The 26,215-nt window shown below is 69.8% G+C and carries 27 protein-coding genes and 1 rRNA gene; 17 read left to right on the plus strand and 11 right to left on the minus strand.

The genetic code is table 11. The features are described from left to right. Window positions 1-38: 38 nt before the first annotated feature. Both ACIOGX_RS10700 and ACIOGX_RS10705 read right to left on the minus strand, forming a co-directional pair. The gene (locus tag ACIOGX_RS10700) at window positions 39-1,436 is read right to left on the minus strand and encodes a TldD/PmbA family protein (RefSeq protein WP_356517339.1); all 1,398 of its coding nucleotides are present in this window, start codon (window positions 1,434-1,436) and stop codon (window positions 39-41) included. 82 nt (window positions 1,437-1,518) lie between these two features. After that, the gene (locus ACIOGX_RS10705; protein ID WP_356517341.1) at window positions 1,519-3,042 is read right to left on the minus strand and encodes a TldD/PmbA family protein; all 1,524 of its coding nucleotides are present in this window, start codon (window positions 3,040-3,042) and stop codon (window positions 1,519-1,521) included. A gap of 194 nt (window positions 3,043-3,236) precedes the next feature. Between ACIOGX_RS10705 and fabG the strand changes: the two genes are divergently transcribed. The 3 genes from fabG (at window position 3,237) to ACIOGX_RS10720 (ending at window position 5,300) form a co-directional block, all read left to right on the plus strand. Next, a complete protein-coding gene (gene fabG / locus ACIOGX_RS10710; protein ID WP_356517343.1) occupies window positions 3,237-3,956 on the plus strand; it encodes a 3-oxoacyl-[acyl-carrier-protein] reductase in 720 nt (239 codons plus the stop codon). 4 nt (window positions 3,957-3,960) lie between these two features. After that, complete coding sequence (gene fabI, locus ACIOGX_RS10715) at window positions 3,961-4,734, plus strand: enoyl-ACP reductase FabI (RefSeq protein WP_356517345.1); 774 nt, start codon at window positions 3,961-3,963, stop codon at window positions 4,732-4,734. Between the two features lie 188 nt (window positions 4,735-4,922). Continuing rightward, window positions 4,923-5,300 (plus strand): hypothetical protein, encoded by a 378-nt coding sequence (locus ACIOGX_RS10720; RefSeq protein WP_401763504.1) that lies wholly within the window; start codon window positions 4,923-4,925, stop codon window positions 5,298-5,300. 94 nt (window positions 5,301-5,394) lie between these two features. On the opposite strand, the gene ACIOGX_RS10725 is transcribed toward ACIOGX_RS10720, so the two are convergent. Continuing rightward, window positions 5,395-6,069, minus strand: a complete 675-nt coding sequence (locus ACIOGX_RS10725) for a FadR/GntR family transcriptional regulator (protein ID WP_401911951.1) — start codon at window positions 6,067-6,069, stop codon at window positions 5,395-5,397. Window positions 6,070-6,121: 52 nt separating this feature from the next. On the opposite strand from ACIOGX_RS10725, the gene ACIOGX_RS10730 reads away from it, so the two are divergent. The 4 genes from ACIOGX_RS10730 to ACIOGX_RS10745 all read left to right on the plus strand — a co-directional run bounded on the left by ACIOGX_RS10730 (window position 6,122) and on the right by ACIOGX_RS10745 (window position 8,657). After that, window positions 6,122-7,519 carry a CynX/NimT family MFS transporter gene (locus tag ACIOGX_RS10730; RefSeq protein ID WP_401911954.1) on the plus strand — a complete coding sequence of 466 codons (1,398 nt, stop codon included), beginning with the start codon at window positions 6,122-6,124 and terminating at the stop codon, window positions 7,517-7,519. A 4-nt stretch (window positions 7,520-7,523) separates the two neighbouring features. Then, window positions 7,524-7,640: an SGM_5486 family transporter-associated protein gene (locus tag ACIOGX_RS10735; protein ID WP_129769705.1), complete on the plus strand. Its 117-nt coding sequence runs from the start codon at window positions 7,524-7,526 to the stop codon at window positions 7,638-7,640. Window positions 7,641-7,837: 197 nt separating this feature from the next. Then, window positions 7,838-8,047, plus strand: a complete 210-nt coding sequence (locus ACIOGX_RS10740) for a hypothetical protein (protein WP_356517353.1) — start codon at window positions 7,838-7,840, stop codon at window positions 8,045-8,047. A gap of 91 nt (window positions 8,048-8,138) precedes the next feature. Next, complete coding sequence (locus ACIOGX_RS10745) at window positions 8,139-8,657, plus strand: histidine phosphatase family protein (RefSeq protein ID WP_356517355.1); 519 nt, start codon at window positions 8,139-8,141, stop codon at window positions 8,655-8,657. 170 nt (window positions 8,658-8,827) lie between these two features. Here the strand turns inward: ACIOGX_RS10745 and serB are convergent, their stop codons facing one another. Beyond that, complete coding sequence (gene serB / locus ACIOGX_RS10750) at window positions 8,828-10,048, minus strand: phosphoserine phosphatase SerB (protein ID WP_401911958.1); 1,221 nt, start codon at window positions 10,046-10,048, stop codon at window positions 8,828-8,830. 463 nt (window positions 10,049-10,511) lie between these two features. Between serB and ACIOGX_RS10755 the strand changes: the two genes are divergently transcribed. Further along, the gene (locus tag ACIOGX_RS10755) at window positions 10,512-13,106 is read left to right on the plus strand and encodes an FHA domain-containing protein (protein ID WP_401763515.1); all 2,595 of its coding nucleotides are present in this window, start codon (window positions 10,512-10,514) and stop codon (window positions 13,104-13,106) included. A 144-nt stretch (window positions 13,107-13,250) separates the two neighbouring features. Here the strand turns inward: ACIOGX_RS10755 and ACIOGX_RS10760 are convergent, their stop codons facing one another. From ACIOGX_RS10760 to ACIOGX_RS10770, 3 genes are all read right to left on the minus strand, one after another. After that, entirely contained in the window at window positions 13,251-13,973 is a 723-nt protein-coding gene (locus ACIOGX_RS10760; protein ID WP_129769710.1) for a transglycosylase SLT domain-containing protein, read from the minus strand. A gap of 273 nt (window positions 13,974-14,246) precedes the next feature. Further along, the gene (locus tag ACIOGX_RS10765) at window positions 14,247-15,365 is read right to left on the minus strand and encodes an S-adenosylmethionine:tRNA ribosyltransferase-isomerase (protein WP_401911961.1); all 1,119 of its coding nucleotides are present in this window, start codon (window positions 15,363-15,365) and stop codon (window positions 14,247-14,249) included. Next, complete coding sequence (locus tag ACIOGX_RS10770; protein ID WP_356517363.1) at window positions 15,362-16,057, minus strand: SDR family oxidoreductase; 696 nt, start codon at window positions 16,055-16,057, stop codon at window positions 15,362-15,364. The genes ACIOGX_RS10765 and ACIOGX_RS10770 overlap by 4 nt, the downstream gene beginning before the upstream one ends. A 208-nt stretch (window positions 16,058-16,265) precedes the next feature. On the opposite strand from ACIOGX_RS10770, the gene ACIOGX_RS10775 reads away from it, so the two are divergent. The 3 genes from ACIOGX_RS10775 (at window position 16,266) to ACIOGX_RS10785 (ending at window position 18,516) form a co-directional block, all read left to right on the plus strand. Next, complete coding sequence (locus ACIOGX_RS10775) at window positions 16,266-17,411, plus strand: GAF domain-containing sensor histidine kinase (protein WP_356517365.1); 1,146 nt, start codon at window positions 16,266-16,268, stop codon at window positions 17,409-17,411. 61 nt (window positions 17,412-17,472) lie between these two features. Then, window positions 17,473-18,102, plus strand: a complete 630-nt coding sequence (locus ACIOGX_RS10780) for a response regulator transcription factor (RefSeq protein WP_356517390.1) — start codon at window positions 17,473-17,475, stop codon at window positions 18,100-18,102. A gap of 165 nt (window positions 18,103-18,267) precedes the next feature. After that, window positions 18,268-18,516, plus strand: coding sequence for a chaplin (locus tag ACIOGX_RS10785; protein ID WP_129769714.1), 249 nt, complete (start codon window positions 18,268-18,270; stop codon window positions 18,514-18,516). A gap of 127 nt (window positions 18,517-18,643) precedes the next feature. On the opposite strand, the gene ACIOGX_RS10790 is transcribed toward ACIOGX_RS10785, so the two are convergent. Then, the gene (locus ACIOGX_RS10790; protein ID WP_356517367.1) at window positions 18,644-19,441 is read right to left on the minus strand and encodes a hypothetical protein; all 798 of its coding nucleotides are present in this window, start codon (window positions 19,439-19,441) and stop codon (window positions 18,644-18,646) included. A 126-nt stretch (window positions 19,442-19,567) separates the two neighbouring features. Between ACIOGX_RS10790 and ACIOGX_RS10795 the strand changes: the two genes are divergently transcribed. The 4 genes from ACIOGX_RS10795 (at window position 19,568) to ACIOGX_RS10810 (ending at window position 22,726) form a co-directional block, all read left to right on the plus strand. Then, window positions 19,568-20,359 (plus strand): ABC transporter ATP-binding protein, encoded by a 792-nt coding sequence (locus ACIOGX_RS10795; protein WP_356517369.1) that lies wholly within the window; start codon window positions 19,568-19,570, stop codon window positions 20,357-20,359. Window positions 20,360-20,438: 79 nt separating this feature from the next. Beyond that, window positions 20,439-20,867: an NfeD family protein gene (locus tag ACIOGX_RS10800; protein ID WP_129769717.1), complete on the plus strand. Its 429-nt coding sequence runs from the start codon at window positions 20,439-20,441 to the stop codon at window positions 20,865-20,867. A gap of 90 nt (window positions 20,868-20,957) precedes the next feature. Continuing rightward, on the plus strand, window positions 20,958-21,887 hold the full coding sequence (locus tag ACIOGX_RS10805; RefSeq protein ID WP_129769718.1) for an SPFH domain-containing protein: 930 nt from the start codon (window positions 20,958-20,960) through the stop codon (window positions 21,885-21,887). A gap of 62 nt (window positions 21,888-21,949) precedes the next feature. Continuing rightward, the gene (locus ACIOGX_RS10810; protein ID WP_356517370.1) at window positions 21,950-22,726 is read left to right on the plus strand and encodes a sulfite exporter TauE/SafE family protein; all 777 of its coding nucleotides are present in this window, start codon (window positions 21,950-21,952) and stop codon (window positions 22,724-22,726) included. Between the two features lie 96 nt (window positions 22,727-22,822). Here the strand turns inward: ACIOGX_RS10810 and ACIOGX_RS10815 are convergent, their stop codons facing one another. The 3 genes from ACIOGX_RS10815 to ACIOGX_RS10825 form a co-directional block, all read right to left on the minus strand. Further along, on the minus strand, window positions 22,823-23,335 hold the full coding sequence (locus tag ACIOGX_RS10815) for an HNH endonuclease (RefSeq protein ID WP_129769720.1): 513 nt from the start codon (window positions 23,333-23,335) through the stop codon (window positions 22,823-22,825). A gap of 152 nt (window positions 23,336-23,487) precedes the next feature. Further along, entirely contained in the window at window positions 23,488-24,027 is a 540-nt protein-coding gene (locus ACIOGX_RS10820) for a YbhB/YbcL family Raf kinase inhibitor-like protein (RefSeq protein WP_129769721.1), read from the minus strand. 79 nt (window positions 24,028-24,106) lie between these two features. After that, the gene (locus ACIOGX_RS10825) at window positions 24,107-24,889 is read right to left on the minus strand and encodes a sporulation protein (protein ID WP_356517373.1); all 783 of its coding nucleotides are present in this window, start codon (window positions 24,887-24,889) and stop codon (window positions 24,107-24,109) included. 74 nt (window positions 24,890-24,963) lie between these two features. Between ACIOGX_RS10825 and ACIOGX_RS10830 the strand changes: the two genes are divergently transcribed. Together ACIOGX_RS10830 and ACIOGX_RS10835 are read left to right on the plus strand one after the other, a co-directional pair. Then, complete coding sequence (locus ACIOGX_RS10830) at window positions 24,964-25,605, plus strand: DNA-3-methyladenine glycosylase (RefSeq protein ID WP_356517375.1); 642 nt, start codon at window positions 24,964-24,966, stop codon at window positions 25,603-25,605. A gap of 518 nt (window positions 25,606-26,123) precedes the next feature. Next, a 16S ribosomal RNA gene (locus tag ACIOGX_RS10835) occupies window positions 26,124-26,215 on the plus strand; the annotation flags it as partial.

Below are 26,215 nucleotides of genomic sequence, written 5' to 3' on the forward strand. Positions count from 1 at the left end.
CGGTTCACTGGTAGGGACTACCGGCCAGTGTATGGGGGTCATACACCCCGGCTGACCGAGCTCATATTGAAATCGGGGATACGCAGGGCGGGCGTCGCGGCCCGGGTGAACCAGTCGCTCCACTCGCGCGGCAGCGTCTTCTCCGTACGCCCGGCCTCCGAGGCCCGCGACAGCAGATCGACCGGCGACTCGTTGAACCGGAAGTTGTTCACCTCGCCGACGACCTCGCCGTTCTCGACGAGATAGACGCCGTCCCTGGTCAGCCCGGTGAGCAGCAGCGTCGCCGGATCCACCTCGCGGATGTACCAGAGACAGGTCAGCAGCAGCCCGCGCCCGGTGTCCGCGACCATCTCCTCCAGCGAACGCTCGCCCCCGGCATCCAGCACCAGATTGCCGATGCCGGGTGCGACCGGCAGGCCGGTCAGCCCGGCGCTGTGCCGGGTGGTGATCAGATGCGCCAGCTCGCCGTCCCGTACCCAGTCCGTCGCCGTCAGCGGCAGACCGTTGTCGAAGACGGAGGCGTCGTCCCCGGAGGAGTGCGCGATCACGAACGGCGCGGACTCCAGGCCCGGCTCGTGCGGATCGCTGCGCAGGGTCAGCGGCAGCTCGGAGAGCTTCTCGCCGACGCGGGTGCCGCCGCCGGGACGGGAGAAGACCGTACGGCCCTCCGCCGCGTCACGGGCGGACGAGGACCACAGCTGGTAGATCACCAGATCGGCCACGGCGGTCGGCGGCAGCAGCGTCTCGTACCGGCCCGCGGGCAGCTCGATCTTCCGCTCAGCCCAGGCCAGCCGCTGGGCCAGCTCGGTGTCGAGGGAGGCCGGGTCCACGTCCTTGAAGTCACGGGTGGACCGGCCGGCCCAGGCCGAGCGGGTGCGGTCGGGCGACTTGGCGTTCAGCTCCAGCGTCCCGCTCGGCTGGTCATGGCGCAGCCGTACACCCGTGGACGTACCGAGATAGGTCGAGGTCAGCTCATGGTTGGCGAACCCGTACAGCTCACGGCCGCCGGCTCGGGCACGGGCGAACGACTCACCGAGCGCGGGCGCGAAGTCCGCGAAGACGGCGGAGGTGGTCTCGGCGGGCGCGTCGGTGAAGTCCCCGGACACCTGACCCCCGTCGACCAGGGGCCGCGCGTCCTCGGCGGGCCCGGCCGCGCGCGCGGCGGCCTCGGCGGCCCGGACGAGCGGCTCCAGATCAGCGGCGGTGACGGCGGAGCGCGACACGACCCCGGACGCGGTGCCCTGCGCGCCGTCGACGGTCGCGATGACGGTGAGCGTCCGGCCCCGGGTGACCCCGTTGGTCGTCAGCGCGTTGCCCGCCCAGCGCAGATTGGCCGAGGACTGCTCGTCGGCGATGACCACACAGCCGTCGGCGGTGGACAGTTCGAGGGCACGCTCGACGATCTCGTGCGGCTTGCTGACAGAGCTGGTGGTCATCGTCCGGCCTCCTGCGTGGTGTTGAGACTGTGCTGTCCCGGGAGGCGACCCCCGGACCCCCGGCCGACAACGGTCGTGGCGCTCATCGTCCGGCCTCCTGCGTGGTGTTGAGAACGTTGACGCCGCGGAACAGGGCGGAGGGGCAGCCGTGGGAGACCGCCGCCACCTGCCCCGGCTGCGCCTTGCCGCAGTTGAAGGCGCCGCCCAGCACATACGTCCGCGGTCCGCCGACCGCCTCCATCGAGCCCCAGAAGTCCGTGGTCGTCGCCTGGTACGCGACATCGCGCAGCTGGCCCGCCAGCTTGCCGTTCTCGATACGGAAGAAGCGCTGCGCCGTGAACTGGAAGTTGTAGCGCTGCATGTCGATCGACCACGACCGGTCGCCGACCACATAGATCCCGCGCTCCACCCCGCCGATCAGATCCTCCGTGCTCAGCCCGCCCGGATCCGGCCGCAGCGACACGTTCGCCATGCGCTGGACGGGCACATGGCCCGGCGAGTCCGCGTACGCGCAGCCGTTGGAGCGGCCGAGGCCGGTGAGCTTCGCGATCCTGCGGTCCAGCTGGTAGCCGACGAGCGTGCCGTCCTTGACCAGGTCCCACGACTGCGCCTCGACGCCCTCGTCGTCGTACCCGATGGTGGCGAGACCGTGCTCCGCGGTCCTGTCGCCCGTCACGTTCATCACCGAGGAGCCGTACGCCAACTTCCCCAGCTGGTCGAACGTGGCGAACGAGGTCCCGGCGTACGCCGCCTCGTACCCCAGAGCCCGGTCCAGCTCGGTGGCGTGGCCGATCGACTCGTGAATCGTCAGCCACAGGTTGGACGGGTCGACGACCAGGTCGTACGTGCCCGCCTCGACGCTCGGCGCGCGCATCTTCTCGGCGAGCAGCCCGGGGATGCGCTCCAGCTCGGCGTCCCAGTCCCAGCCGGTCCCGGTGAGGTACTCCCAGCCCCGGCCGACGGGCGGGGCGATCGTGCGCATCGAGTCGAACTCGCCGCTCTCGCCGTCCACCGCCACGGCGGTGAGCTGCGGATGGAGCCTGACGCGCTGCTGGGTGGTGACCGTGCCCGCGGTGTCCGCGTAGAACTTGTTCTCATGGACGGTGAGCAGCGAGGCGTCCACATGCGCGACGCCGTCGGCCCGCAGCAGCCGCCCGCTCCACTCCGCCAGGAGCCCGGTCTTCTCCTCGTCGGGCACCTCGAACGGGTCGATCTCGTACGCCGACACCCATGTCTTCTCGGCGTGCACCGGCTCCTCGGCCAGCTCGACCCGCTCGTCGGACCCCGCCGCGGCGATCACTTTCGCGGACAGCTTCGCCATCGCCACGGCCTGTCCCGCGACCCGTGCCGCCGCGTCCATGGAGAGATCGACCCCGGACGCGAAGCCCCAGGCGCCTCCGTGCACCACCCGGACCGCGTAGCCGAGATCGGTGGTGTCCGACGAGCCGGCGGGCTTGCCGTCCCGCAGCCGCAGGGCCGCGCCGCGCACCCGCTCGAAGCGGAAGTCGGCATGATCGGCGCCGAGCGCACGGGCCCTGGCGAGCGCGGCGTCGGCGAGCGCCCGCAGTGGCAGCGCCGTGAAGGCTTCGTCGATGGAATGAGGCACTGATGTCTCCTGTCGTCGAGACTGGTCGACCTGATCATGTCGCGTCGGCGGGCCCTTGCCCACCACTTTCTGTAGGGATCCAACAGGGTCGTCACCGAGGCGCTGTCAGGGGTCGATTCTCCGCGAGAGGCACGGTACCGATAGGTTTTCGACGTACCAGACAGCTGGAAGACCGCTAGGGAAAGGCTGATCCGTTGAGCCGCTCGGTTCTCGTTACCGGAGGAAACCGGGGCATCGGCCTCGCCATCGCCCGCGCCTTCGCGGAAAACGGTGACAAGGTCGCCATCACATACCGGTCCGGCGAGCCGCCGCGGGCCCTGACGGAGCTGGGCTGCCTGGCGGTCCGCTGCGACATCACCGACACCGAGCAGGTGGAGCAGGCCTACAAGGAGATCGAGGAGAAGCACGGTCCCGTGGAGGTGCTGGTGGCCAACGCCGGTATCACCAAAGACCAGTTGCTGATGCGGATGTCCGAGGAGGACTTCGCCTCCGTGCTCGACACCAACCTCACCGGCACCTTCCGGGTCGTCAAGCGCGCCAACCGCGCCATGCTGCGCGCCAAGAAGGGCCGGGTCGTCCTGATCTCCTCGGTGGTCGGGCTGCTCGGCTCGGCGGGGCAGGCCAACTACGCGGCCTCCAAGGCCGGTCTGGTCGGTTTCGCCCGCTCCCTCGCCCGCGAACTGGGCTCGCGGAACATCACCTTCAATGTCGTCGCGCCCGGCTTCGTCGACACCGACATGACGAAGGTGCTCACCGACGAGCAGCGCGCGGGCATCGTCTCGCAGGTACCGCTCGGCCGCTATGCGCAGCCGGAGGAGATCGCCGCCACGGTGCGGTTCCTCGCCTCCGACGACGCCTCGTACATCACTGGAGCCGTCATTCCCGTTGACGGCGGATTGGGCATGGGTCACTGATCACATGAGTGGAATCCTCGCCGGCAAGCGCATTCTGGTCACGGGTGTTCTCACCGAGTCCTCCATCGCCTTCCACGCCGCCAAGGTGGCGCAGGAGGAGGGCGCGGAGGTCATCCTCACCGGCTTCGGCCGGCTCACGCTCGTCGAGCGCATCGCGAAGCGGCTGCCCAAGCCCGCCCCGGTCATCGAGCTGGACGTCACCAACCAGGAGCACCTGGACGGGCTGGCGGACCGGATCCGGGAGATCCAGGGCGAGGGCGGCGCCGGGCTCGACGGCGTCGTGCACTCGATCGCCTTCGGTCCGCAGGGCGCCTTCAACTTCCTGGAGGGCACCTGGGAGGACGTCGGCACCGCCGTGCACGTCTCGGCGTACTCGCTGAAGTCGCTGACGATGGCCTGTCTGCCGCTGATGGGACGCGGCGGCTCGGTCGTCGGGCTGACCTTCGACGCGCAGGTGGCCTGGCCCAAGTACGACTGGATGGGGGTCGCCAAGGCGGCGCTGGAGTCGACCAGCCGCTATATCGCCCGTGACCTGGGTGCGCGGAATGTCCGCTGCAACCTGATCTCGGCCGGTCCGCTCAAGTCGATGGCCGCCAAGTCCATCCCGGGCTTCGAGGAGCTGGCGGACGTGTGGAACCACCGGGCGCCGATCGGCTGGGACCTCACCGACCCGGAGCCGGCCGGGCGCGGGATCGTGGGCCTGCTGTCGGACTTCTTCCCGAAGACCACGGGCGAGATCGTCCATGTCGACGGTGGCGTGCACATGATGGGCGCCTGACGCCCGTACCGCTCGCGTACCCCGGAAGCCGCGTGACCGTCCAGGAGACGGCGCGCGGCTTCCGCGCGTGACGGGCGGGTCATGAGGCCCGCGCCCGCCCGAGTCGAAAAGAGCGGCGACGCACCGCACACTGAGCGGACCGGGGTCATCCGGTCATCGTGGGGGAGGGGGCGAGGAGGTGTGTGCGTATGCGCCCGCAGCGTCGCCGTACGACAGCGCTCACGACAGTTCTCACGACAGCGCTCACGACAGCCGCTCTGCTCACGACGGGACTCGCGGTCTCCCTCACCGGCGCGCCGGGCGCCGGGGCCGTCGCGAAGCCCGGTGACCCCGACCGCTTCCACGCCTCCTGCCGTACGACGATAGAGGGCTCGCGGGCCACCGCGTCCTGCCACAACCCGTATCCCGAGACCGACCGGATACGGCTGCACGTGGAGTGCGCGCGCTGGTGGGACATCGACGCCGACAGCGCGCCCGTGGAGGTCGCACCGGCCGGATACGCCGAGCTGACGGACCGGTGCTGGAAGGAGATACGCGAGGTATGGATCACCCATGAGCGGCCCTGAGCGGCCCTGAGCGGCCCTGAGCGGCCCTGAGCGGCCTGAGCGGCCTGAGCGGCCTGAGGGGTTCTGAGGAGCCGCGCGTACCGGGCGGCGTGGCTCAGACCCGTTCCCCCAGGCAGTCGAGACCATGGCTGGCGGCCTCCGCCCCCGCCGTCTCCACGTCGCCCGCCCGGATCGCCGCCACCAGCCGCGCGTGGTCCATATGGTTCTCCGGCCGCAGCTCCCGCCCCACGTTGTCGCGGAGCTGGTCGCGCAGCAGATGGCCCAGATCCCCGTAGACCGCGGTCAGCACATCGTTGTGCGAGGCCGCGACGACCGCCATGTGCAGGCTCGCGTCGGCCATGACGAAGATCTCCGCGTCGCCCGAGGCCCATGCCTCCTCGCGCCGGGCGAGCAGCGTGTCCAGCTGGCGCAGATCCCGTTCCGTACGCCGCTCCGCCGCCATCCGCGCGGCCGACGACTCCAGCGTGGAGCGCAGCTCGACGACATGCCGCGGATCGGCGGTCGCGAACCTGCGGTGCATCACCCCCGCCAGCTCGCTGGTCGCGACGACATACGTGCCCGAGCCCTGCCGGATGTCCAGCAGTCCGTTGTGGGCGAGCGCGCGCACCGCCTCGCGGACGGTGTTACGGGCCACACCGAGCAGCTCGACCAGCTCCGGTTCGGTGGGGATACGCGAGCCCACCGGCCATTCGCCCGAGGTGATCTGATTCCGCAGCTCGGTGATCACTTGGTCGGAGAGCGCGGAGCGGCGGGGGGAGTTCAGCGGCATGGTGCTCCTCGTCCGTGGACAACCAATCATCCCATGATTCTATGATGGCTCCATGTCCGACGAGCCGCAGACACAGATACAGCAGATACAGCCGTCACCGCCACCACAGACCCCCGGGTCACCGGCGCTCACGAAGTCCCTGGGCCCGGCCGCGTCCGTGACCGCGTCCGCCGACTCCCCGGGGCCACGGACCGGGGTCTGGTTCACGCGGCTTCTCGTCGCCGGGCTCGTCCTCGCCGCCCTCAATCTCCGCCCCGCCATCACCAGCCTCGGCGCGCTGCTCGAAGAGGTACGGGACGGGCTGCACATGAGCGGGAGCGTCGCGGGTGTCCTCACCTCCGTACCACCGTTCTGCTTCGCGGTCTTCGGCTTCGCGGCGCCCCGGCTGGCCCGGCGCTTCGGCCCCGGCGCGGTCGTCTGCGCGGGCATGGTGGCGATCACGGCGGGGCTGCTGATCCGCCCCTTCGCGGGCGGCACGGCCGGCTTCCTCGCGGCGAGCGCGGTCGCGCTCATGGGGATCGCCGTCAGCAACGTGCTGATGCCGGTGATCGTCAAGCGGTACTTCCCCGACCGTGTCGGCACGATGACCGGGCTGTACTCGATGGCGCTCGCGCTCGGCACCGCGCTCGCGGCGGCCGTGACCGTCCCCATGACCGAGGCGCTGGGCGGCAGTTGGCGGACGGGGCTCGGCGTGTGGGCCGTGCTCGCGGCGAGCGCGGTCGTGCCCTGGCTCGGTCTCGTACGCGAGCGCGGCACCTCCGCGCCGCCGTCGTCTTCGCCGTCGTCTTCGTCTTCGCGGTCGCACGCGGCCATGGTCCCGGGCCCGGCCCAGGCTTCGGTTTCGGCTTCGACTCCGGGGCTGAGGCTCGGGCGCAGCCGTACCGCCTGGGCGCTCGCCTGTTTCTTCGGCCTCCAGGCCACCGGCGCGTACATCACCATGGGCTGGATGCCGCAGATCTTCCGCGACGCGGGGATCTCGGCGGGTACGGCCGGGCTGCTGCTCGCCGTGATCATGGTGATGGGGGTGCCACTGGCCTTCGTGATCCCACGGACGGCCGCGCGCATGAGGAACCAGGGCCCGATCGTCATCGCCCTGGGGCTCTGCGGACTGAGCGCCTACGCGGGCCTGTACCTCGCCCCGGCCGAGGGCGCCTGGGTCTGGGCCGTACTGCTGGGCATCTCGAACTGCTCCTTCCCGCTGGCCCTCACCATGATCGGCATGCGCTCCAGGACCGGCGCGGGCGTCGTACGGCTCTCCGCCTTCGCCCAGAGCACCGGCTACCTGATCTCGATCCCGGGCCCGCTGCTGGTGGGTGTGCTGTACCAGCACACCGGTGGCCCCGGGCTGCCGATCGCGCTGATGGCGACGTTCCTGCTGCCGCAGATGGTGGCGGGCATCGTGGCGGGCAGGGACCGGACGATAGAGGACGAGGCGCGGATGCGAGACTGACCGTATGCCAGTCCTTGACCCGAATCCCCAGAACGGCCAGCGGAAGCTGCTCCTCGTCTTCGGCGCGATCATCGGCATCATGGTGATCATCGGAATCATCGCCTCCATCGCGAGTCCCTGACCGGTGTGCGCCTGACGTTCCGGCGCGGTCCTTCCGGAGGCGAACCGAGCCCTCAAAAATGGGGGGGTGGGGCTAGCACCACCGTCCCCTAGGGGGTCAGGGTCAGGGTCGAGTGGGTGGGTCACCGGATGGGATCCGGGGGGCATGATCCGTAGGGTTCGAGGTACCTCGACAACCGCAGACCCACGGAGGCGGCCATGCCGGCCCGAACCCGCTCACGGTTCCACCCGCCAGCCTCCTCCGACAGTGTCGAGATCCGGCTGCCGTGGTGGTCCATGGCGCTGCCCGTCGTCGCCTTCGTCGCGCTGTTCCTGCTGATGACGGGGCCCGGCCAGGCGCATGCCGCGACGGACGGCCCCGCGGTGAGCCGGATCCTGGAGCACATCCATCTGACCTTGGGCCGGTAGTACGGGACCGCCGTCGGGCGCGTTCACCCGTGCTGGGGCCGTGCGTCAACACCCTGCGCCCTATGGCGCGTTTCATGCGAAGCTGGGATGCATGAGCGTCGATACAGCCCGCAGGATCGTCCTACTCAGGCACGCGAAGGCCGACTGGCCGGATGTGGCCGACCATGAACGACCGCTTGCCGAGCGTGGCCGCGCGGATGCCGCTGTGGCCGGCCGTCGGCTGGCCGAGACCGGTATCGCCATCGACCTGGCTCTCTGTTCGACCGCCCTCAGGACCCGCGAGACCTGGAAGCTGGCGGTGCAGGAGCTGCCGCAGCGTCCCAGGACCAGTTATGAGGAGCGGCTCTACGACGCCACCCTCGGTGATCTCATCGCGCTGCTGAACGAGACGCCCGACGAGGTGAACGATCTGCTACTCGTCGGTCACAACCCGGGTATGCACGCCCTGGCCGACGCGCTCTCGGGCGCGGGGGAGGGCGACACGATCGCCCGGATGACCAGGACCGGTTTCGCGACCTCGGCCTTCGCCGTGATCGTCTTCGACGGCAGCTGGAAGTCGGTGGAGCACGGCGTGGGCAAGCTTGTCGATTTCTGGAGCCCGCACGACTGATCCGGCCCGGCCACGTCAGGCCCGGCCACGTCAGGCCCGGCCCGGCCGCGGCAGGTCGGCCGGACCGTACGTCCATCCGTTCACGTTCATGGAGTTACGTTTATGGAGAAGGCCCCGGTCACGCGCTCAGCACGCGTGATCGGGGCCTTCCCGCGTGCGGGCGGCCGTGGTCAGCCGTCCTCGCCGTCCGCCGCCTCGACCTCTTCCCTGGTGATGCCCAGCAGATAGAGCACGGTGTCCAGGAACGGCACGTTCACCGCCGTGTGGGCGGCCTCGCGGACGACGGGCTTGGCGTTGAAGGCCACGCCGAGCCCCGCCGCGTTCAGCATGTCGAGATCGTTCGCGCCGTCGCCGATCGCGACGGTCTGTGCCAGCGGAACCCCCGCCTCGGCGGCGAACCGGCGCAGCAGCCGGGCCTTGCCCGCGCGGTCCACTATCTCGCCCACCACGCGTCCTGTGAGCTTGCCGTCCACGATCTCCAGTGTGTTGGCGGCGGCGAAATCCAGCCCGAGCTGCTCCTGGAGGGCGTCCGTGACCTGAGTGAACCCACCGGAGACGACCCCGACTTGGTAGCCGAGCCGCTTGAGCGTACGGATCAGGGTGCGGGCGCCGGGGGTGAGCCTGACCTCGGCCCGTACCTTCTCCACCACCGACGCGTCCAGCCCGGCCAGCAGCGCCACCCTGGCGTGCAGGGACTGTTCGAAGTCCAGCTCCCCGAGCATCGCCCTGGAGGTGACCTCGGCGACCTCGGCCTCGCAGCCGGCGTGGGCCGCGAAGAGTTCGATGACCTCGTCCTGGATCAGGGTCGAGTCGACATCCATCACCACCAGCCGCTGGGCCCTGCGGTGCAGTCCGGACGAGACGACGGCGACATCGACGCCGATCTCGGATCCGGTGGTGGCCAGCGCGGTGCGCAGCGGTTCGGTCTCCACCCCGGACACCGCGAACTCCACGGCGGTGACCGGGTATTTCGCCAGCCGGAAGATCCGGTCGATATTGCCGCCGGTCCCGGTGATGCTGGCCGCTATGACCGCGGTCGACTCCGCGGTCAGCGGGTTGCCGAGCACGGTGACATGGGAACGGCCGCTGCCGCGTGGCCGGTTGTCACCGGTGCCCGAGATGATCTCGGCCTGGAGATTGAGTGATTCCGTCCAGCTGTGCACGGTCGCGCGCAGTGCGCCCTCGCTGGTGCCGCCCGCGGTCGGCGCGGTGATCAGCGCGCACAGCACGATCCGGCCACGGGTGACGACCTGCTCGATGTCGATCACATCGACGGAGTAGGCGGCGAGGGTGTCGAAGAGCCCGGCGGTGATCCCGGGGCGGTCCTTCCCGAAGATCTTGACGAGAAGGGTGGGGACGTCTGCGGTCCGAGGGGGCTGCGATGCGCTCATGGTGCTTCCACCGTATCGGGCCGACCGCCGCCGCGCGCTGTCTGTCCCGCGTACCGGACAGTGCGCGGAACGGGGCCGCCCGAGGGGCTGTGACGGTGGCGTGAAGTCGGCGTACGGGCGGTGGCCAGGGGACGTACGCGGGCTGAAGCCGGACCTGTCGCGGAGCGGTACGACCCGGCCGCCGGCCCCCGCGGCGGCCCCTGTGCCCGCCCCGGCCGCCGGCCTGCCGGCACCCCCGCCGGCATGCCCCGTCGCCCTGGCCGCGGGTGGGCCGTCCCCCTGGCTTTGTCCCTGTTGGGGGATTTTCCCGCGCCCCCTCGCGCGCTGTTACGAGCTTGTGCCGGTATCGCACAAGGCCCGGCTTTCAAACCTGGCCGCGCGCCTGAAATAGTTCCACCCGATGTTCGCCATCCCTGGACTCCCTGCGACGGGGGAAATCGGGGGACAACAAGTGGGGCATGGAGTGCCGGAACTCGTACTGGAATTGAACGGAAGGACCTGGACGCTCGACCCGTCCAGGACATACACCCTCGGCCGTGATCCCCAGGGTGACCTGGCTGTCGACGACGCCAGGGTCTCGTGGCGGCACGCCACCATCAGCTGGGGGGACCGCGGTTGGGTCATCGAGGACCACGGCAGTACCAACGGCACGTATGTGCAGGGCCGGCGCATTCAGCAGACGGAGATCGGTCCCGGCTCCGCCGTCCATCTCGGCAACGCCACCGACGGGCCCCGGCTGAGCCTCACCGGCGCGGTGGCGCAGCAGCAGGCCCCTGCGCAGCAGGCGCCGCAGCAGCAGGGGTGGCAGCAACAGGGCTGGCAGCAGGCCCCGTACCAGGGACAGCCCCAGGACCAAGGCCAAGTCCACCACCAGGCACCGCACCAGGCACCACCGCAAGGACGGCAGCAGGAGCAGCATCAGGGACACCACAACGCACAGCATCAGCATCAGCATCAGGCGCAGGCACCGCAGCAGGGGCACATACCTCACCAGCAGCACGGTCAAGTACCGCACCAGCGGGGCGCGGGGGCCCCGTCGGCGCACGGCGACCGCAGCCCGACCACCTTCCACCAGTTCTCCCTCGGCCGGGTCATGCGCATCGGCCGCGCGCTGGAGAACGAGTTGGTCGTCTCCGACCTCCAGGTCTCCCGTCTGCACGCCGAGTTCACGGCGACGCCCGACGGCCGTTTCGAGATCCGTGACCTCGGATCCCACAACGGCACCTTCGTCAACGGCCAGCCGATCGCCAAGTCCGGCACCGTACTGCTCGGCCCGAACGACATCGTCGGCGTCGGCCACTCCACCTTCCGCCTCGTCGGCGACCGCCTCGAGGAGTTCGTCGACACCGGTGAGGTCTCCTTCTCCGCCCGTCATCTCACGGTGACGGTCGACGGCGGCAAGCAGATCCTCAAGGACGTCTCCTTCGGCGTCCCCGAGAAGTCGCTGATCGCGGTCATCGGCCCCTCGGGCTCCGGCAAGTCCACGCTGCTCAAGGCGCTCACCGGTTACCGCCCCGCCGACCAGGGCGAGGTCCTCTACGACAACCGGAATCTGTACAAGCAGTTCGCCGAGCTGCGCCAGCGCATCGGTCTGGTCCCGCAGGACGACATCCTGCACAAGGAACTGACCGTGAAGAAGGCGCTCAAGTACGCCGCCAAGCTCCGTTTCCCCGGTGACACCGCCGAGGCCGAGCGCGAGGCCAGGATCGGTGAGGTCCTCGGCGAGCTGAAGCTCGACATCCACAAGGACAAGAAGATCACCTCGCTCTCCGGCGGCCAGCGCAAGCGCGTCTCCGTCGCCCTGGAGCTGCTCACCAAGCCGTCGCTGATCTTCCTGGACGAGCCGACCTCCGGCCTCGACCCGGGCATGGACCGCGATGTCATGCAGCTGCTGCGCGGTCTCGCCGACGACGGCCGTACGGTCCTGGTCGTCACCCACTCCGTGGCCGAGCTGGCGAGCTGCGACAAGCTGCTCGTGATGGCGCCGGGCGGCTCGGTGGCGTACTTCGGGCCGCCCGAGGAAGCGCTCAACTTCTTCGGGTACGAGACCTGGGCCGATGTGTTCTCCGCGTTCGAGAACTACCGCGACTACGACTGGGCGGGCCGCTGGCGCGGCTCGCAGCACTACCAGATGTACGCCGCCGACATCGACGCCGTCGCCGCGCAGTCCGTGCCCATGCCCACGGCCCAGCAGATGCGCCCGCCGAAGCCGCAGAGCTGGGGATCGCAGCTGGGGACGCTGATCCGCCGCTATGTCTCGGTGATCGCGTCCGACAAGGGCTTCATGGGGCTGATGGTGGTCCTGCCCGCCGTGCTCGGTGTGGTCAGCGTCGTCATCCCGGCGAAGTTCGGCCTCGGCCCGCCCGAGGCGCCCGCCCGGTTCAACGGCGGCGCGGGCACGATCATGCTGGTCCTCACGGTCGGCATGTGCTTCTCGGGGGCGGCCAACTCCGTACGTGAGCTGATCAAGGAACGGGTGATCTACGAACGGGAACGGGCCACCGGCCTCTCCCGCTCCGCCTACCTGATGTCCAAGGTCATCACCCTCGGGGTGATCACCGCCATCCAGGGCGTGATCATCTGCGCTATCGGATTCGCGCCCCGTGTGCTGCCCGCCGAGGGCCTGATCCTGCCGCCCGCCGTCGAGATGTGCCTCGTGGTGATCACCCTCGGGTTCACCTCGATGATGTTCGGCCTGGTCATCTCCTCGCTGGTGAAGACCGCCGAGAAGACGATGCCGCTGCTGGTCATGTTCGCGATCGTCCAGATCGTCTTCACCGGCGTCCTCTTCCAGGTCTACGACTCACCCGGCCTGGAGCAGTTCGCCTGGCTGATGCCGTCGCGCTGGGCCGTCGCGGGCGTGGGCACCACGCTCAACCTCTCCACGCTGATGGCGCCCTGGGACACGGACGACCCCACCAATGTGGACCCGCTGTGGGAGCACGCGGCGAGCCAGTGGGTCATCGACATCTCGGTGCTGCTGCTCATCGGCGTCCTCTGCGGTGTCGCGGTGTCGCGTCTGCTGCGCCGCCACGAGCCGGAGGTCATGCGCAAGTAGCCGTGTCCGGGCCCTGACGGACAGGGCCCGGCGGTCGCCATCGACCGCGGACGCGCACGCCGAAGGGCGGCACCCCTGTGCGGGGTGCCGCCCTCCGGCGTTCTGCGGTGTGGAGCGCCTCGGCGCGCCGGGCCCGGTCCGGGCTCAGTAGGCGCTGTTGACGTTGTCCATCGAGCCGTACCTGTCCGCGGCGTAGTTGGCCGCGGCCACGATGTTGGCGACCGGGTCGTAGATGTCGAACGGGGTGCCCTTGACGTGGTAGGTCTTGAACGTCGGCGGGATCACCTGGAGCAGGCCCTTCGACGGGATGCCGTTCCGGGCGTTGATGTCCCAGAGGTTGATCGCCTTCGGGTTACCGCTCGACTCACGGATGATGTTGCGGTGCAGACCCTCGTAGGAGCCGGGGATCTTGTGCTTCTTCATGATGGCCAGCGACTCCTTGATCCAGCCGTCCAGGTTGTTCTTGTAGACGGGCTTACGGACGGTGGAGCGGTTGGCGGCTTCCTCGCCGCGCTTCTCCGCGTCGGCCTTGGCCTTCGCGGCGGCCTTCTTCTTCGCGGCCTCTTCGGCCTTCTTCTCCGACGCCGTCTTCTGGACCACGGACTGAACCTTGGCCGCGGTGTCGGGGCTGCTGAACTGCTTGGCGATGATCGCGCTCACGGCGGAGGTCTCGATGCTGTCCGTCGCCGACGTCGTCACCTGGGAGGTGGCGGGGGACTGGACGGGGGCCTGGGACTCGGCGGCGACAGCCGTGCCGGGAACCAGGGAGAACGTGACCGCGGCGACTCCGGCGGCGGCGACGCCGGCCATGGAAGCCTTCTGGGTCTTGTTCAGGCGACTGAGACCAGGGGTGCGTGACGAGAACATAGAGACGTACCTCTTCGAGTAGCGGGAGTCGCGGAGGCCGGATGGCCAGCCTGCTCGGCGGCGACGTCGGCAATTCTTAGCGGTCGCAAAATGCTCTGGCAAAGGTGTGACGTACGACCCCGCATAGTGGAGCGGGGCGCCGTAAAGGCGCCCCGCGTCCGGTTTATGCCAAGCTCACACGCCCCTTTTTGGTCGACTAGTGACGTTCGTAAGTGATGTGCGTCCTATGCCGGGGCTCACATCGGGCACCCGGTGATGTGACCGATTGTTGCTTCAGCAACGCGATACGTGAACGGTCTCCGCCGCGAGGAGGAGATGGACGTCCCCGAACTCGTGCCAGAGGTAGAGCCCGCGCAGCGCCTCCTCGTACCCCCTGGTCAGAGCCGCCTGACCGGCGATCGCCGCCAGCATCAGCAGATGTGAGGCCTCTGGTTCGTGCAGCCCGGTCAGCAGCCCGTCCACCACCCGCACCCCGCGCCGGGGCGTGATCACCAGATCCGTCCAGCCGGAGGCCGCCCGCACCACCCCGTCCGGTCCCGCCGCGGACTCCAGGGCCCGCACGGCCGTCGTCCCGACCGCGATGATCCGGCACCCGTCCGCCGCCGCCGCGTTCACCAGCCGGGCCGTGCTCCGCGGCACCTCGAAGCGCTCCGGATACGGCGGCTCGTGCGCCTCCGCCGACGCCACCCCCGTATGCAGCGTGAGCGGCGCGAACCGCACACCCCGGCTCCTCAGCTCCGCCACCAGCCGCGCGGTGAAGGGCCGTCCCGCGCTCGGCATCTCCGCGGAGCCCGCTCCGTCGGGCGAGGGGCGTGCGAAGACCGTCTGGTAGGCGGAGAGCGGCTGGTCCCGCTCCGTGTACCCGTACCGGATCGGCCGGCCGTAGCGGCGCAGCAGCCCCGGCACGTCCGCGGGGGAGACCCGCGCCCCGTGGTGGTCGTGGGAGACCCGCGCCCACCACAGCCGGGACCCTCCGGGGGCCAGTGGCTCGTCCAGTACGAGGTGGACGCCGCCCGGCAGCCGGACCACCGCCCCCGCCGGGCCCCCGGCGCGCGGCAGCGTCGTCCCCGCGCCGTCGTCCCGCCGTGGCGTGCGCAGCTCGACCGCCCACCGGCCGTCGTCACCCCGCGTCGAGAAGTGCACGACGATCCGTTCACCGCCGGGATCGGGACCCAGCCGCCCGCTGACGGCCGCCGGCAGCGTCGCCGACGTATTGACGACCAGCACGTCCCCGGCCCTCAGCTGCCCCGGCAGCTCCCGGAAGGCATGGTGCGTGACGCTCGTCCCCCGGGAGACCAGCAGCCGTACGTCGTCCCTGCCCGACCCGCGCTGCTCCGCCGGGACCCGCGCCGACAGCTCCTCGGGCACTCGCAGCGCCGGCAGGACACTCACTTCGTCTCCAGCAGTGAGGGGGCCGCGTACCGGCCGCTGACCGGGCGCCGCTCCAGCAGCCGCAGGAAGCCGGGCACCACCGACGCCGGCGCGGGGCGCGGGTCCCGGTCGTCCGGCACGGCCGCCGCGTACAGATCCGTGCCCATGTCGCCCGGGTCCACCGTCCACACCCGCAGCTCCGGTTCCTCGACCGCGAGCACGGCGGCGAGATGGTCCAGCGCCGCCTTGGACGCGCCGTAGCCGCCCCAGGTCTCGTACGCTTCCGCCGCCGCGTCGGAACTCACCGTGATCACCGCGCCCGCCGTACCGGCCCGCAGCAGCGGCAGCGCCAGCTGGACCAGCCCCAGCGCCGCCACCACATTGGTCTCCAGCGCCGACCGCAGCCCGTCGAGCGGCAGGGCGTCCAGCCGTACCAGCGGCTCGGCACCCAGCGCGCTGGCATTGCTCACCACCAGATCGAGCGCCCCCAGCTCCGCCGCCGCGGCCACCAGATCCTCGCGGTGCCCGGCGTCCGTGACATCCCCGGCGAACGCCGCCACCCGCGTCCCGTGCGCCCTGACCTCGGTGGCCGTCTCGTCCAGTACGCGCGCGGTCCTGGCGTCGAGCACCAGATCCCAGCCGCGTCGGGCCAGCGCGTCGGCCAGCGCGCGCCCCAGTCCCTTGGAAGCCCCGGTGATGATCGCTACCGGCATGATGTCCGCTCCTTCTCCCGCACCCGCCCGTTTCCGCCTGACGAGCCCAACGTAGGAAGGGGACGGCCCCCGGCGCCTCGTGCGCCGGGACCGTCCCACAAGGGCACTTCGTCCTACGCCCGGCGCCGCGAGACCTACGTCATCAGCCCTGGTCGGAGCCGATCCCGGGGCCGATACGGTCCGCCCCGCCCGCCGGTACGGTGAAGCCATGAGCCACCGACCCCGCTCCGGCCTCGCCGCCGTGAGCACCGCACTCCTCGCGATGAGCAGGCATCTGGAGGTCCGCGACGTCCTGAAGACGATCGTCGCCTCGGCCCGCGAACTGCTCGACGCCGAGTACGCGGCGCTCGGCGTGCCGGACGATCACGGCGGCTTCGCCCAGTTCGTCGTGGACGGCGTCAGCGACGAGCAGTGGAAGGCGATCGGTCCGCTGCCGCGCCAGCACGGGATCCTCGCCGCGATGCTCCACGAGGAGAAGACCGAGCGGCTCGCCGACGTACGCGAGGACCCGCGCTTCGAGGGCTGGCCCTCCGCCCACCCCGACCTCTCGGACTTCCTGGGGCTGCCCGTCAAGGACGGCGACGAGACCATCGCCGCGCTCTTCCTCGCCAACAAGCGCTGCCCCCGGCAGGGCGGCGGCTGCGGATTCACCGAGGAGGACGAGGAACTCCTCTCGATCCTCGCCCAGCACGCCGCGATCGCCCTCACCAACGCCCGCCTGTACGAGCGCAGCCGCGAACTCACCATCGCCGAGGAGCGCTCGCGCCTCGCGCACGAGCTCCACGACGCCGTCAGCCAGAAACTCTTCTCGCTGCGGCTGACGGCCCAGGCGGCGACGGCCCTGGTGGACCGCGATCCGGACCGGGCCAAGGGCGAGCTCCAGCAGGTCGCCGCGCTCGCCGCCGAGGCCGCGGACGAACTGCGCGCCGCGGTCGTCGAGCTGCGCCCCGCGGCCCTCGACGAGGACGGTCTGGTCAATACGCTCCGCACCCAGATCCAGGTGCTCGACCGGGCCCACTCCGCGCGGGTCAGCTTCGACACCCGCGGGATACGGGCGCTGCCCGCCGCCCAGGAGGAGGCGCTGCTGCGGGTGGCCCAGGAGGCGCTGCACAACGCGCTGCGCCACTCCGGCGGCGACCGCGTCGAGGTCACCCTCGCGCGCCGCGGCCAGGGCGCCGTCCTCGGCATCACCGACAACGGCACGGGCTTCGAACCCCGCGCGGTGCGCCGGGCCGGCCGTCATCTGGGGCTGGTCTCGATGCGCGACCGGGCGAGCGGTGTGGGCGGCAGACTCAGGGTGATATCGGCGCCCGGCCAGGGCACCACGATCGAGATGGAGGTGCCCGGTGGCTGAACAGGGAAAGGGCGGCGCGGAGCGCTTCGCCGGAAGAGCGGCGGCGGGTGACGGGCGGGCCATCCGCGTGCTGCTGGTGGACGATCACCAGGTGGTCAGGCGCGGACTACGGACGTTCCTGGAGATCCAGGACGACATCCAGGTCGTGGGCGAGGCGTCCGACGGCGCCGAGGGGATCGCCCGCGCCGAGGAACTCCGCCCCGATGTCGTGCTGATGGACATCAAGATGCCGGGCACCGACGGCATCGAGGCACTGCGCAAGCTCCGTGAACTCGACAATCCGGCCAGGGTCCTGATCGTCACCAGCTTCACCGAACAGCGCACCGTGGTCCCCGCGCTGCGCGCCGGTGCCTCCGGTTACGTATACAAGGACATCGACCCCGAGGCGCTGGCCGGCGCGATCCGTTCCGTACACGCCGGGCACGTGCTGCTCCAGCCGGAGGTCGCGGGCGCGCTGCTGGCCCAGGACGAGCCGGGCGGTGGCCAGGGCAGGGGAACGTCCCTCACCGACCGCGAGCGCGAGGTGCTGGGCCTGATCGCCGACGGGCGCTCCAACCGGGAGATCGCCCGTGCGCTGGTGCTCTCCGAGAAGACCGTCAAGACACATGTCTCGAACATTCTGATGAAGCTGGACCTCTCGGACCGTACGCAGGCGGCCCTCTGGGCCGTGCGGCACGGGGTCGCGGGCTGAGAGCACACGCGGCCCGGCGAATCGGACGATCGTACTCCGGTCTGAGTATTCATACCGTCGGGTGTATGTCACCCACACGGCGCATCCTGATCGTCTTTCGCGCGTTCTTCATGGCGTGCGGCGGCTGCCGCCGCTGTTGTTGATCACACGATTAAGGAACATCCCATGAAGGTTGCCAAGAAGGCCGCCCTGGTCATCGTCACCGCCGGTCTCGCGGCGGGTGCCTCCGCCGGAGCCGCGTCCGCCACCGAGGGCGGCGCCCACGCCACCGGCGTGGCGCAGCACTCCCCGGGTGTCGGCTCCGGCAACGCGGTCCAGGTCCCGGTGCACGTCCCGGTGAACCTCACCGGCAACACGGTGAACGTGATCGGCCTGCTGAACCCGGCGCTCGGCAACGCCTCGGTCAACCACTGACGCGTCGCGTCACGCGCCGCCGAGGCCCGGTGACCCCCTGGCGGGTGGGTTCCGGGGCCTCGGCGGCTCTTTTCGCGCGGCCTCGGGTTTCGCGCAGCGCCCCGGGTTTCGCGCAGCACCCAGGGACTCAGGAAACGGGCGGCATACCCCGTTCCCGCTCCTCCACATACGCGTTGTAGGACGCCACCAGCGCCCGCCGCGCACACCGCTCCACCGGCCGCAGCGCCTCACCCCGCGCCGCCATCTCCGACGCGCTCACCGCGCCGCCGTGCCCGTGTTCGTACGCGAGCGAGACCAGCAGCCCGATCCGCTGCGCCAGTTCGAGCACCCGCACCGCCCGCGGCGGATAGCCGGGCGCCAGCACCTCGCGTCCCCGCTCCGACCGTGCCCGGTACGCGTCGAGCGCCGCCTCCGCCACCGGCCCGGACGCCGCCACATCCAGCCGCGAGAGGACCTCGGTCGCCTCCCGCAGCGCCTCCGCCAGCTCGCGTTCCGCCTCGCCCAGCGAGGGCACGTCCGCCGGCGGTGCCTCCCGTACCGGCAGACAGTGCCAGAGGACCTCGACATGCTGGTCCCCTTCCGGTCCCGCCGCGGAGACCTCGGGGACCAGTCCGTACGGCGCCCCGGCGGCGATCACCGCCTCCTCGGCCTCCAGCGCACGGGCGTTGAACTCCGGCGGGCCGCTGAGCCCCAGCGGATGGCCGGGCGCCGGAAGCGCGATGCGGTACCCCGTCACCCCGAGCGCCCGCAGCCGGCCCAGCGCCAGCGTGAGCCCGACAGGACCGGCCTCACCGGGCAGCCCTTCCACCCGGTGCACGGCGTCGTCGCCGACCACGGCGATCACAGCGTCGTCCGGCGATACAAACCCGGCCAAAAGGGCATTTCCCCAAGCGGCCAGCAGTCCTGAGCGTGGTTGCGAAAGCATGGCACCAGCGTAGGGAACGGACCTCACGGCCGGACCCCCCGACGGGTGGCGTAGGTTTTCCTTGGGGGCCGCGCCTACAGGCGCAACCGAAACCTCAAGACGATTGCATGGGGAGACAACGCGCTCATGAGCGATGTACTGGAGCTGGTGGACGTATCCGTGGTCCGCGACGGACGCGCTCTGGTGGACGATGTCTCCTGGTCGGTCAAGGAGGGGGAGCGCTGGGTGATCCTCGGCCCCAACGGCGCCGGCAAGACCACCCTGCTCAATCTCGCCTCCAGCTATCTCTTCCCGACCGCGGGCACGGTACGGATCCTCGGCGAGCGGCTCGGCAAGGTCGACGTCTTCGACCTCCGCCCCCGTATCGGCATGGCCGGCATCGCCATGGCCGAGAAGCTGCCCAAGCGCCAGACGGTCCTGGAGACCGTCCTCACCGCCGCGTACGGCATGACCGCGACCTGGCACGAGGACTACGACGAGGTCGACGAACAGCGCGCCCGCGCCTTCCTCGACCGCCTCGGCATGACCGAGTACCTGGACCGCAAGTTCGGCACGCTCTCCGAGGGCGAGCGCAAGCGCACCCTGATCGCCCGCGCCATGATGACCGACCCCGAACTGCTGCTCCTGGACGAGCCCGCGGCCGGCCTGGACCTCGGCGGACGCGAGGACCTGGTGCGCAGACTCGGCCGCCTCGCGCGCGATCCGTACGCCCCCTCCATGATCATGGTCACCCACCATGTCGAGGAGATCGCGCCGGGCTTCACCCATGTCCTCATGATCCGTCAGGGCAAGGTGCTCGCCGCCGGCCCCGTGGAGACCGAACTCACCTCGCGCAACCTCTCGCTCTGCTTCGGCCTCCCGCTCGTCGTCGAGCGCAACGGCGACCGCTGGACCGCCCAGGGCCTCCCCCTCGGCTGACGTCCCGCCGGTCAACTCCTCTCAGCTGACCGGATATCACCCCTGTCGGGACAGGGACCCCCGCCCCTACCATGACCATGTGGAAATCGACGCATGGGTGTGGTGGCTGATCGGTGCCGTCGGACTGGGCATTCCGCTCGTCATAACGGCGATGCCCGAATTCGGCATGTTCTCGGCCGGAGCGGTCGCCGGAGCCGTCACGGCGGCGCTCGGCGGCGGAGTCGTGGCCCAAGTCCTCGTATTCGTCGTGGTGTCCGTCGCGCTCGTCGCCGTCGTACGCCCCTACGCGGCCCGGCAGCGTGGCGCGAGCCCCGGCTCGGCCACCGGCATCGACGCGCTGAGAGGCCGTCAAGCCGAAGTGCTGGAACGGGTCGACGGCAGAGGTGGCCGGATCAAGCTGGCCGGTGAGGTCTGGTCGGCCCGCGCCTACGACGAACGAGCCGCGTTCGAACCCGGTCAACAGGTCGATGTGGTCGAGATCGACGGAGCCACAGCCGTGGTGATGTGAGCCAACCCGGCCGAACGGTAAGCACGTAGGCCCGCGGTCTGAGAAACTCGATCATCAGAACATCCGGCAGCGAAGGGCCCGAGGAACGCGATGCCATCAATCATCATCGTCCTGGTCATCCTGGTGGTGCTTGTATTCATCGCCCTGATCAAGACGATCCAGGTCATCCCGCAGGCAAGCGCCGCCATCGTGGAGCGGTTCGGCCGCTACACCCGAACTCTCAACGCGGGCCTGAACATCGTCGTCCCGTTCATCGACTCGATCCGCAACCGGATCGACCTCCGTGAACAGGTCGTCCCCTTCCCGCCCCAACCGGTGATCACCCAGGACAACCTGGTCGTCAACATCGACACCGTCATCTACTACCAGGTGACCGACGCCCGCGCCGCGACCTACGAGGTCGCCAGCTATATCCAGGCGATCGAGCAGCTCACCGTCACCACCCTGCGCAACATCATCGGTGGCATGGACCTGGAGCGGACCCTCACCTCCCGCGAGGAGATCAACGCGGCCCTGCGCGGCGTCCTCGACGAGGCCACCGGCAAGTGGGGCATCCGCGTCAACCGCGTCGAGCTGAAGGCGATCGAACCGCCGACCTCCATCCAGGACTCGATGGAGAAGCAGATGCGCGCCGACCGTGACAAGCGCGCCGCGATCCTCACCGCGGAGGGCATCCGTCAGTCGCAGATCCTCACCGCCGAGGGCGAGAAGCAGTCCGCGATCCTGCGCGCCGAGGGTGAGGCCAAGGCCGCCGCCCTGCGCGCCGAGGGCGAGGCCCAGGCGATCCGTACGGTCTTCGAGTCGATCCACGCGGGCGACCCCGACCAGAAGCTGCTCTCGTACCAGTACCTCCAGATGCTCCCCAAGATCGCCGAGGGCGACGCCAACAAGCTCTGGATCGTGCCCAGCGAGATCGGCGACGCGCTCAAGGGACTCAGCGGTGCCTTCGGCAACCTGGGCGGGGGCATGCCGGGCTTCGACACCGGCAAGGAGCGCAGGCAGGACCCCCCGCTGGACTGACCGCCCGACCCCTTCATGCATGATCGGTGCATCCAGCACCGATCGGCGGAGGGCAGCGCACTGTGACCACCTGGGAGATGCTCGCCGTATTCGTCGCGGGCGTCAGTGCCGGAACCATCAACACCATTGTCGGTTCCGGCACACTGATCACCTTCCCCGTCCTGCTCGCGACGGGCCTCCCCCCGGTCACCGCCACCGTCTCCAACGCCCTCGGCCTGATACCCGGCTCCGTCAGCGGAGCCATCGGCTACCGCGCCGAACTCACCGGCCAGCGGCGCCGCATACTGCGCCTGAGCGCCGCCGCGCTCGTCGGCGGGCTGGCAGGGGCCACACTGCTGCTGGCCCTGCCCTCGACGGCCTTCGAGACGATCGTGCCCGTCCTGGTCACCCTCGCCCTCGTCCTGATCATCCTCCAGCCCCGGCTGGCCCGGTCCGTCCAAGCCCGCCGGGCCCGGAAGGGCACCAGCGCGCGCCCCGACGGCGGCCCGCTCCTGTACACCGGAATCCTGCTCGCCAGCGTCTACGGCGGCTACTTCACGGCGGCCCAGGGCATCATCTATCTCTCCCTGATGGGCATGCTGCTCGACGACACCATGCAGCGGCTGAACGCGGTGAAGAACGTCCTCGCCGCCGTCGTCAACACCATCGCCGCGGTCTTCTTCCTCTTCGTCGCCGAGTTCGACTGGACAGCGGTCGTCCTCATCGCCGTCGGCTCGGCCATCGGCGGCCAGCTCGGCGCCAAGGTCGGCCGCGGACTGCCCCCGGTGGCGCTGCGCGGCCTGGTCGTCTCGGTCGGGGTGGTCGCCATCGTCCAGCTGCTGGTCCGCCGGTACGGGTGACGGGCGGCACGGACCTACGCGACAAAGCCCGCTCCCCGGACGGGGAACGGGCTTCCTGCTCGTACTCGTTCTTGTACTCGTACGACGTCCGACGCGTCACGCGGCGGACTGGACCGCGGCCAGCCAGTGCGGCAGCTCCGAACGCTCGCCGGCCCGCAGGGACAGCAGCATCGCGTCCGCCGGGGACGGTACGAACGGCTGGTACAGCAACGGCATCCCCGCCTGCTCCGGCGTACGGTCGGCCTTGCGGTGATTGTCCTCGGCGCAGGAAGCGACCGTATTCAGCCAGCTGTCCGAACCACCCCGGGACCGCGGCACCACATGGTCCACCGTCGTCGCGCGCCTGCCGCAGTACGCGCAACGATGCTGGTCCCGGACCAGCACTCCCCGCCTCGACCACGGAGCCTGTCTTCGGAACGGCACCCGTACGTACCGGCAGAGCCTGATCACCCGGGGGACCGGCAGCTCCACCGCGGCGGCACGCACACGGAGATCGGGATGAGCGTGTTCGACAACGGCCTTGTCCTGGAGCACCAGCACCACCGCACGGTTGAGCGTCACCGTCGACAGCGGCTCGAAGCTCGCATTCAGTACCAGCGTGTCCCGCATCCCGCCCACCTCCCGTGTGCCGACCCGAGCCCCATCGGGAGGCGTCGGGCCTGGATCAACTCTGGCCGGGCACGCCGAGAGGGACAACACAATAAAAAATGCCCTGCCCTGATCTCTCCAAGACCAGGGCAGGGTAAACAAAAGGAAAACGGTCAAAGGGCGGCAGGAGCGGCGTATTCGCCGATGAGCTGCGCACGAGCCAGCGTATGGAACCGCAGATTGAAGCCGACGACCGCGGGCGACGCGTCGGCGTCGGGCCCCAGCCGCTCACTGTCCACCGCGTACACCGTGAACACATACCGGTGCGCCGGATCCCCGGGCGGCGGCGCCGCGCCACCGAAGTCCCGCGTCCCATAGTCGTTGCGCGCCTGCACCGCGCCCTGGGGAAGCCCCTCGAACGCACCGGTGCCCGCACCCACGGGAAGCTCCGTGACCGACGCCGGGATATCGAAGACCACCCAGTGCCAGAACCCGCTGCCCGTCGGCGCGTCCGGATCGAAGCACGTCACGGCGAAGCTGCGGGTCTCCGCCGGGAAGCCCTCCCACCGCAACTGCGGCGAGGTGTTCCCGGCGGCATGGACCTGGGCGTCCTTGAGCGTCGCCCCGGGCGCGATGTCCTCGCTCACCACGGTGAACGACGGCACCTGCGGATGGAAATCATGAGGGAGCGGGGCCCTCTTGCCCTCGGTCACGTCTGAACCTCCGAATCGGCTGTCCTGCCTGGCTGCTCAGCAGCTCGGCCGCCTGCGGGTCCGAGCCTAGAGCCTGCGCTCAGAACCAGTTACGACGGCCACCGACCTCGGAGAGCCACTGGTTGAGATAGGCGGACCAGTCGGTGCCCTGGAAGTCGTCGAGCCCCACCTGGAAGGCCCGGAACGAGTCGCTGCCCTCGGTGAACAGCCCCGGCTTCTTGTCCATCTCCAGGATGACGTCCATCTCGCGGTCGTCCGCGACGAAGGACAGCTCGACCTGGTTCAGCCCGCGGTACTGCTCCGGCGCGAAGAACTCGATCTCCTGGTAGAACGGCAGCCGCTGACGCGTCCCGCGGATGTGGCCGCGCTCCATGTCCGCCGCCTTGAAACGGAAGCCCAGCCGGATGAAGGCGTCCAGGATCGCCTGCTGCGCCGGCAGCGGGTGGACGTTGATCGGATCCAGATCGCCGGAGTCCAGGGCCCGCGCGATCTCCAGCTCCGTGGTCACACCGATGTTCATGCCACGCAGGGACTGACCGTCGATCGTCGTGATCGGGGTCTCCCAGGGGATCTCCAGACCGAACGGCACCACATGGACGGCCCCGGCCTGCACCTCGAAGGCACCGCCGATGTTCTGCTTGGTGAACTCGATGTCCTGCTTGGTCTCCTGGTCGCCGCCCTCGACCTCGACGCGCGCCTGGAGCCCGACGTTGAGCCCCTCGATCCGCTGGTTCACGGACCCGCCCTGGAGCCGCACCTCGCCCTGCACGACCCCACCGGGGACGACGTTCAGCTCGGTCAGCTCCGTCTCCACGGACGCGCCACCGGCGCCCAGGCTCGCGAGCAGCTTCTTGAACCCCATGTTCACTCCTTCTAGATCCTGACCTCTACATACGCGCCTCGACCGTAATCGGTTCCCCGGTAGGCTCGTACGCCATGACCGAGAGCCCCGACCGCAGGCCGCTGCCCCGCGACTTCTTCGACCGGCCGGTCCTCGAGGTCGCGCCGGACCTCCTGGGCCGAACGCTGATACGGGACACCGACGACGGTCCCATTGAACTCCGGCTGACTGAAGTGGAGGCGTACGCGGGCGCGATCGACCCGGGCTCGCACGCCTTCCGCGGCCGCACGGACCGCAACGCGGTGATGTTCGGCCCGCCCGGTCACGCGTATGTCTACTTCACCTACGGGATGTGGCACTGCCTCAACCTGGTGTGCGGCCCGGAGGGCATGGCGAGCGGGGTCCTGCTGCGGGCCGGCGAGATCGGCGTGGGCGTCGAACTGGCCCGCAAACGTCGACTCTCGGCCCGTCACGACAGAGAACTGGCCAAAGGCCCGGCCCGCCTGGCCACCGCCCTCGAAGTCGACCGCGCTCTGAACGGAACGGACGTCTGCGCCGGCCCCGACGCGCCACTGTCGATACTCGCCGGTACCCCGGTCCCCCCTGACCAGGTCCGCAGCGGCCCGCGCACCGGAGTGGGCGGCGACGGCGCGGTTCACCCCTGGCGCTTCTGGATCGGCGACGACCCCTCGGTGAGCCCGTATCGCGCCCACGCGCCACGTAAACGTCGAACTTGACTCGTTCCGTTCATCCGCCTAACGTAGCCCGAGCCGCTTTCAACGGGTCCTGCTGCTCAGCAGTCCCCGAGGTGGCCATCCACTACTTCCGATCGCACCCTGACGGGTTGGGATTTCGGCATGCCGAAATCCGGGCTCAATGGCTCGATTATGAGCCGGGCAGGGATTCGGTTAAAGTAGTGAACAGCCGAAAGGCAAAAGGCCAATCCAAAGGCCATCGGAATTCTTGAGGCGAAACACGCCGAATGAATCTGATAGAGTCGGAAACGCAAGAACGCAAGACCGAAGGGAAAAGCCCGGAGGAAAGCCCGAGAGGGTGAGTACAAAGGAAGCGTCCGTTCCTTGAGAACTCAACAGCGTGCCAAAAGTCAACGCCAGATATGTTGATACCCCGACCTGCGGATGTCCGGTGGGTTGAGGTTCCTTTGTAGTAAACACAGCGAGGACGCTGTGAACCACTGGTCTTATTCCGGCTGGTGGTTCCGCTCTCGTGGTGTCGGCCGGATGACCGGCATACATTCACGGAGAGTTTGATCCTGGCTCAGGACGAACGCTGGCGGCGTGCTTAACACATGCAAGTCGAACGATGAAGCCTTTCGGGGTGGATTAG

The organism is Streptomyces sp. NPDC088147 (assembly GCF_044741565.1).
Lineage (GTDB): Bacteria > Actinomycetota > Actinomycetes > Streptomycetales > Streptomycetaceae > Streptomyces.

Coding starts and splice junctions, on each gene's coding strand:
- ACIOGX_RS10700 (WP_356517339.1), bottom strand. CDS start 1,436: ATGACCACCAGCTCTGTCAGCAAGCCGCACGAGATCGTCGAGCGTGCC.
- fabI (WP_356517345.1), top strand. CDS start 3,961: ATGAGTGGAATCCTCGCCGGCAAGCGCATTCTGGTCACGGGTGTTCTC.
- ACIOGX_RS10720 (WP_401763504.1), top strand. CDS start 4,923: ATGCGCCCGCAGCGTCGCCGTACGACAGCGCTCACGACAGTTCTCACG.
- ACIOGX_RS10725 (WP_401911951.1), bottom strand. CDS start 6,069: ATGCCGCTGAACTCCCCCCGCCGCTCCGCGCTCTCCGACCAAGTGATC.
- ACIOGX_RS10730 (WP_401911954.1), top strand. CDS start 6,122: ATGTCCGACGAGCCGCAGACACAGATACAGCAGATACAGCCGTCACCG.
- ACIOGX_RS10735 (WP_129769705.1), top strand. CDS start 7,524: ATGCCAGTCCTTGACCCGAATCCCCAGAACGGCCAGCGGAAGCTGCTC.
- ACIOGX_RS10740 (WP_356517353.1), top strand. CDS start 7,838: ATGCCGGCCCGAACCCGCTCACGGTTCCACCCGCCAGCCTCCTCCGAC.
- ACIOGX_RS10745 (WP_356517355.1), top strand. CDS start 8,139: ATGAGCGTCGATACAGCCCGCAGGATCGTCCTACTCAGGCACGCGAAG.
- serB (WP_401911958.1), bottom strand. CDS start 10,048: ATGAGCGCATCGCAGCCCCCTCGGACCGCAGACGTCCCCACCCTTCTC.
- ACIOGX_RS10760 (WP_129769710.1), bottom strand. CDS start 13,973: ATGTTCTCGTCACGCACCCCTGGTCTCAGTCGCCTGAACAAGACCCAG.
- ACIOGX_RS10770 (WP_356517363.1), bottom strand. CDS start 16,057: ATGCCGGTAGCGATCATCACCGGGGCTTCCAAGGGACTGGGGCGCGCG.
- ACIOGX_RS10775 (WP_356517365.1), top strand. CDS start 16,266: ATGAGCCACCGACCCCGCTCCGGCCTCGCCGCCGTGAGCACCGCACTC.
- ACIOGX_RS10785 (WP_129769714.1), top strand. CDS start 18,268: ATGAAGGTTGCCAAGAAGGCCGCCCTGGTCATCGTCACCGCCGGTCTC.
- ACIOGX_RS10790 (WP_356517367.1), bottom strand. CDS start 19,441: ATGCTTTCGCAACCACGCTCAGGACTGCTGGCCGCTTGGGGAAATGCC.
- ACIOGX_RS10795 (WP_356517369.1), top strand. CDS start 19,568: ATGAGCGATGTACTGGAGCTGGTGGACGTATCCGTGGTCCGCGACGGA.
- ACIOGX_RS10805 (WP_129769718.1), top strand. CDS start 20,958: ATGCCATCAATCATCATCGTCCTGGTCATCCTGGTGGTGCTTGTATTC.
- ACIOGX_RS10815 (WP_129769720.1), bottom strand. CDS start 23,335: ATGCGGGACACGCTGGTACTGAATGCGAGCTTCGAGCCGCTGTCGACG.
- ACIOGX_RS10825 (WP_356517373.1), bottom strand. CDS start 24,889: ATGGGGTTCAAGAAGCTGCTCGCGAGCCTGGGCGCCGGTGGCGCGTCC.
- ACIOGX_RS10830 (WP_356517375.1), top strand. CDS start 24,964: ATGACCGAGAGCCCCGACCGCAGGCCGCTGCCCCGCGACTTCTTCGAC.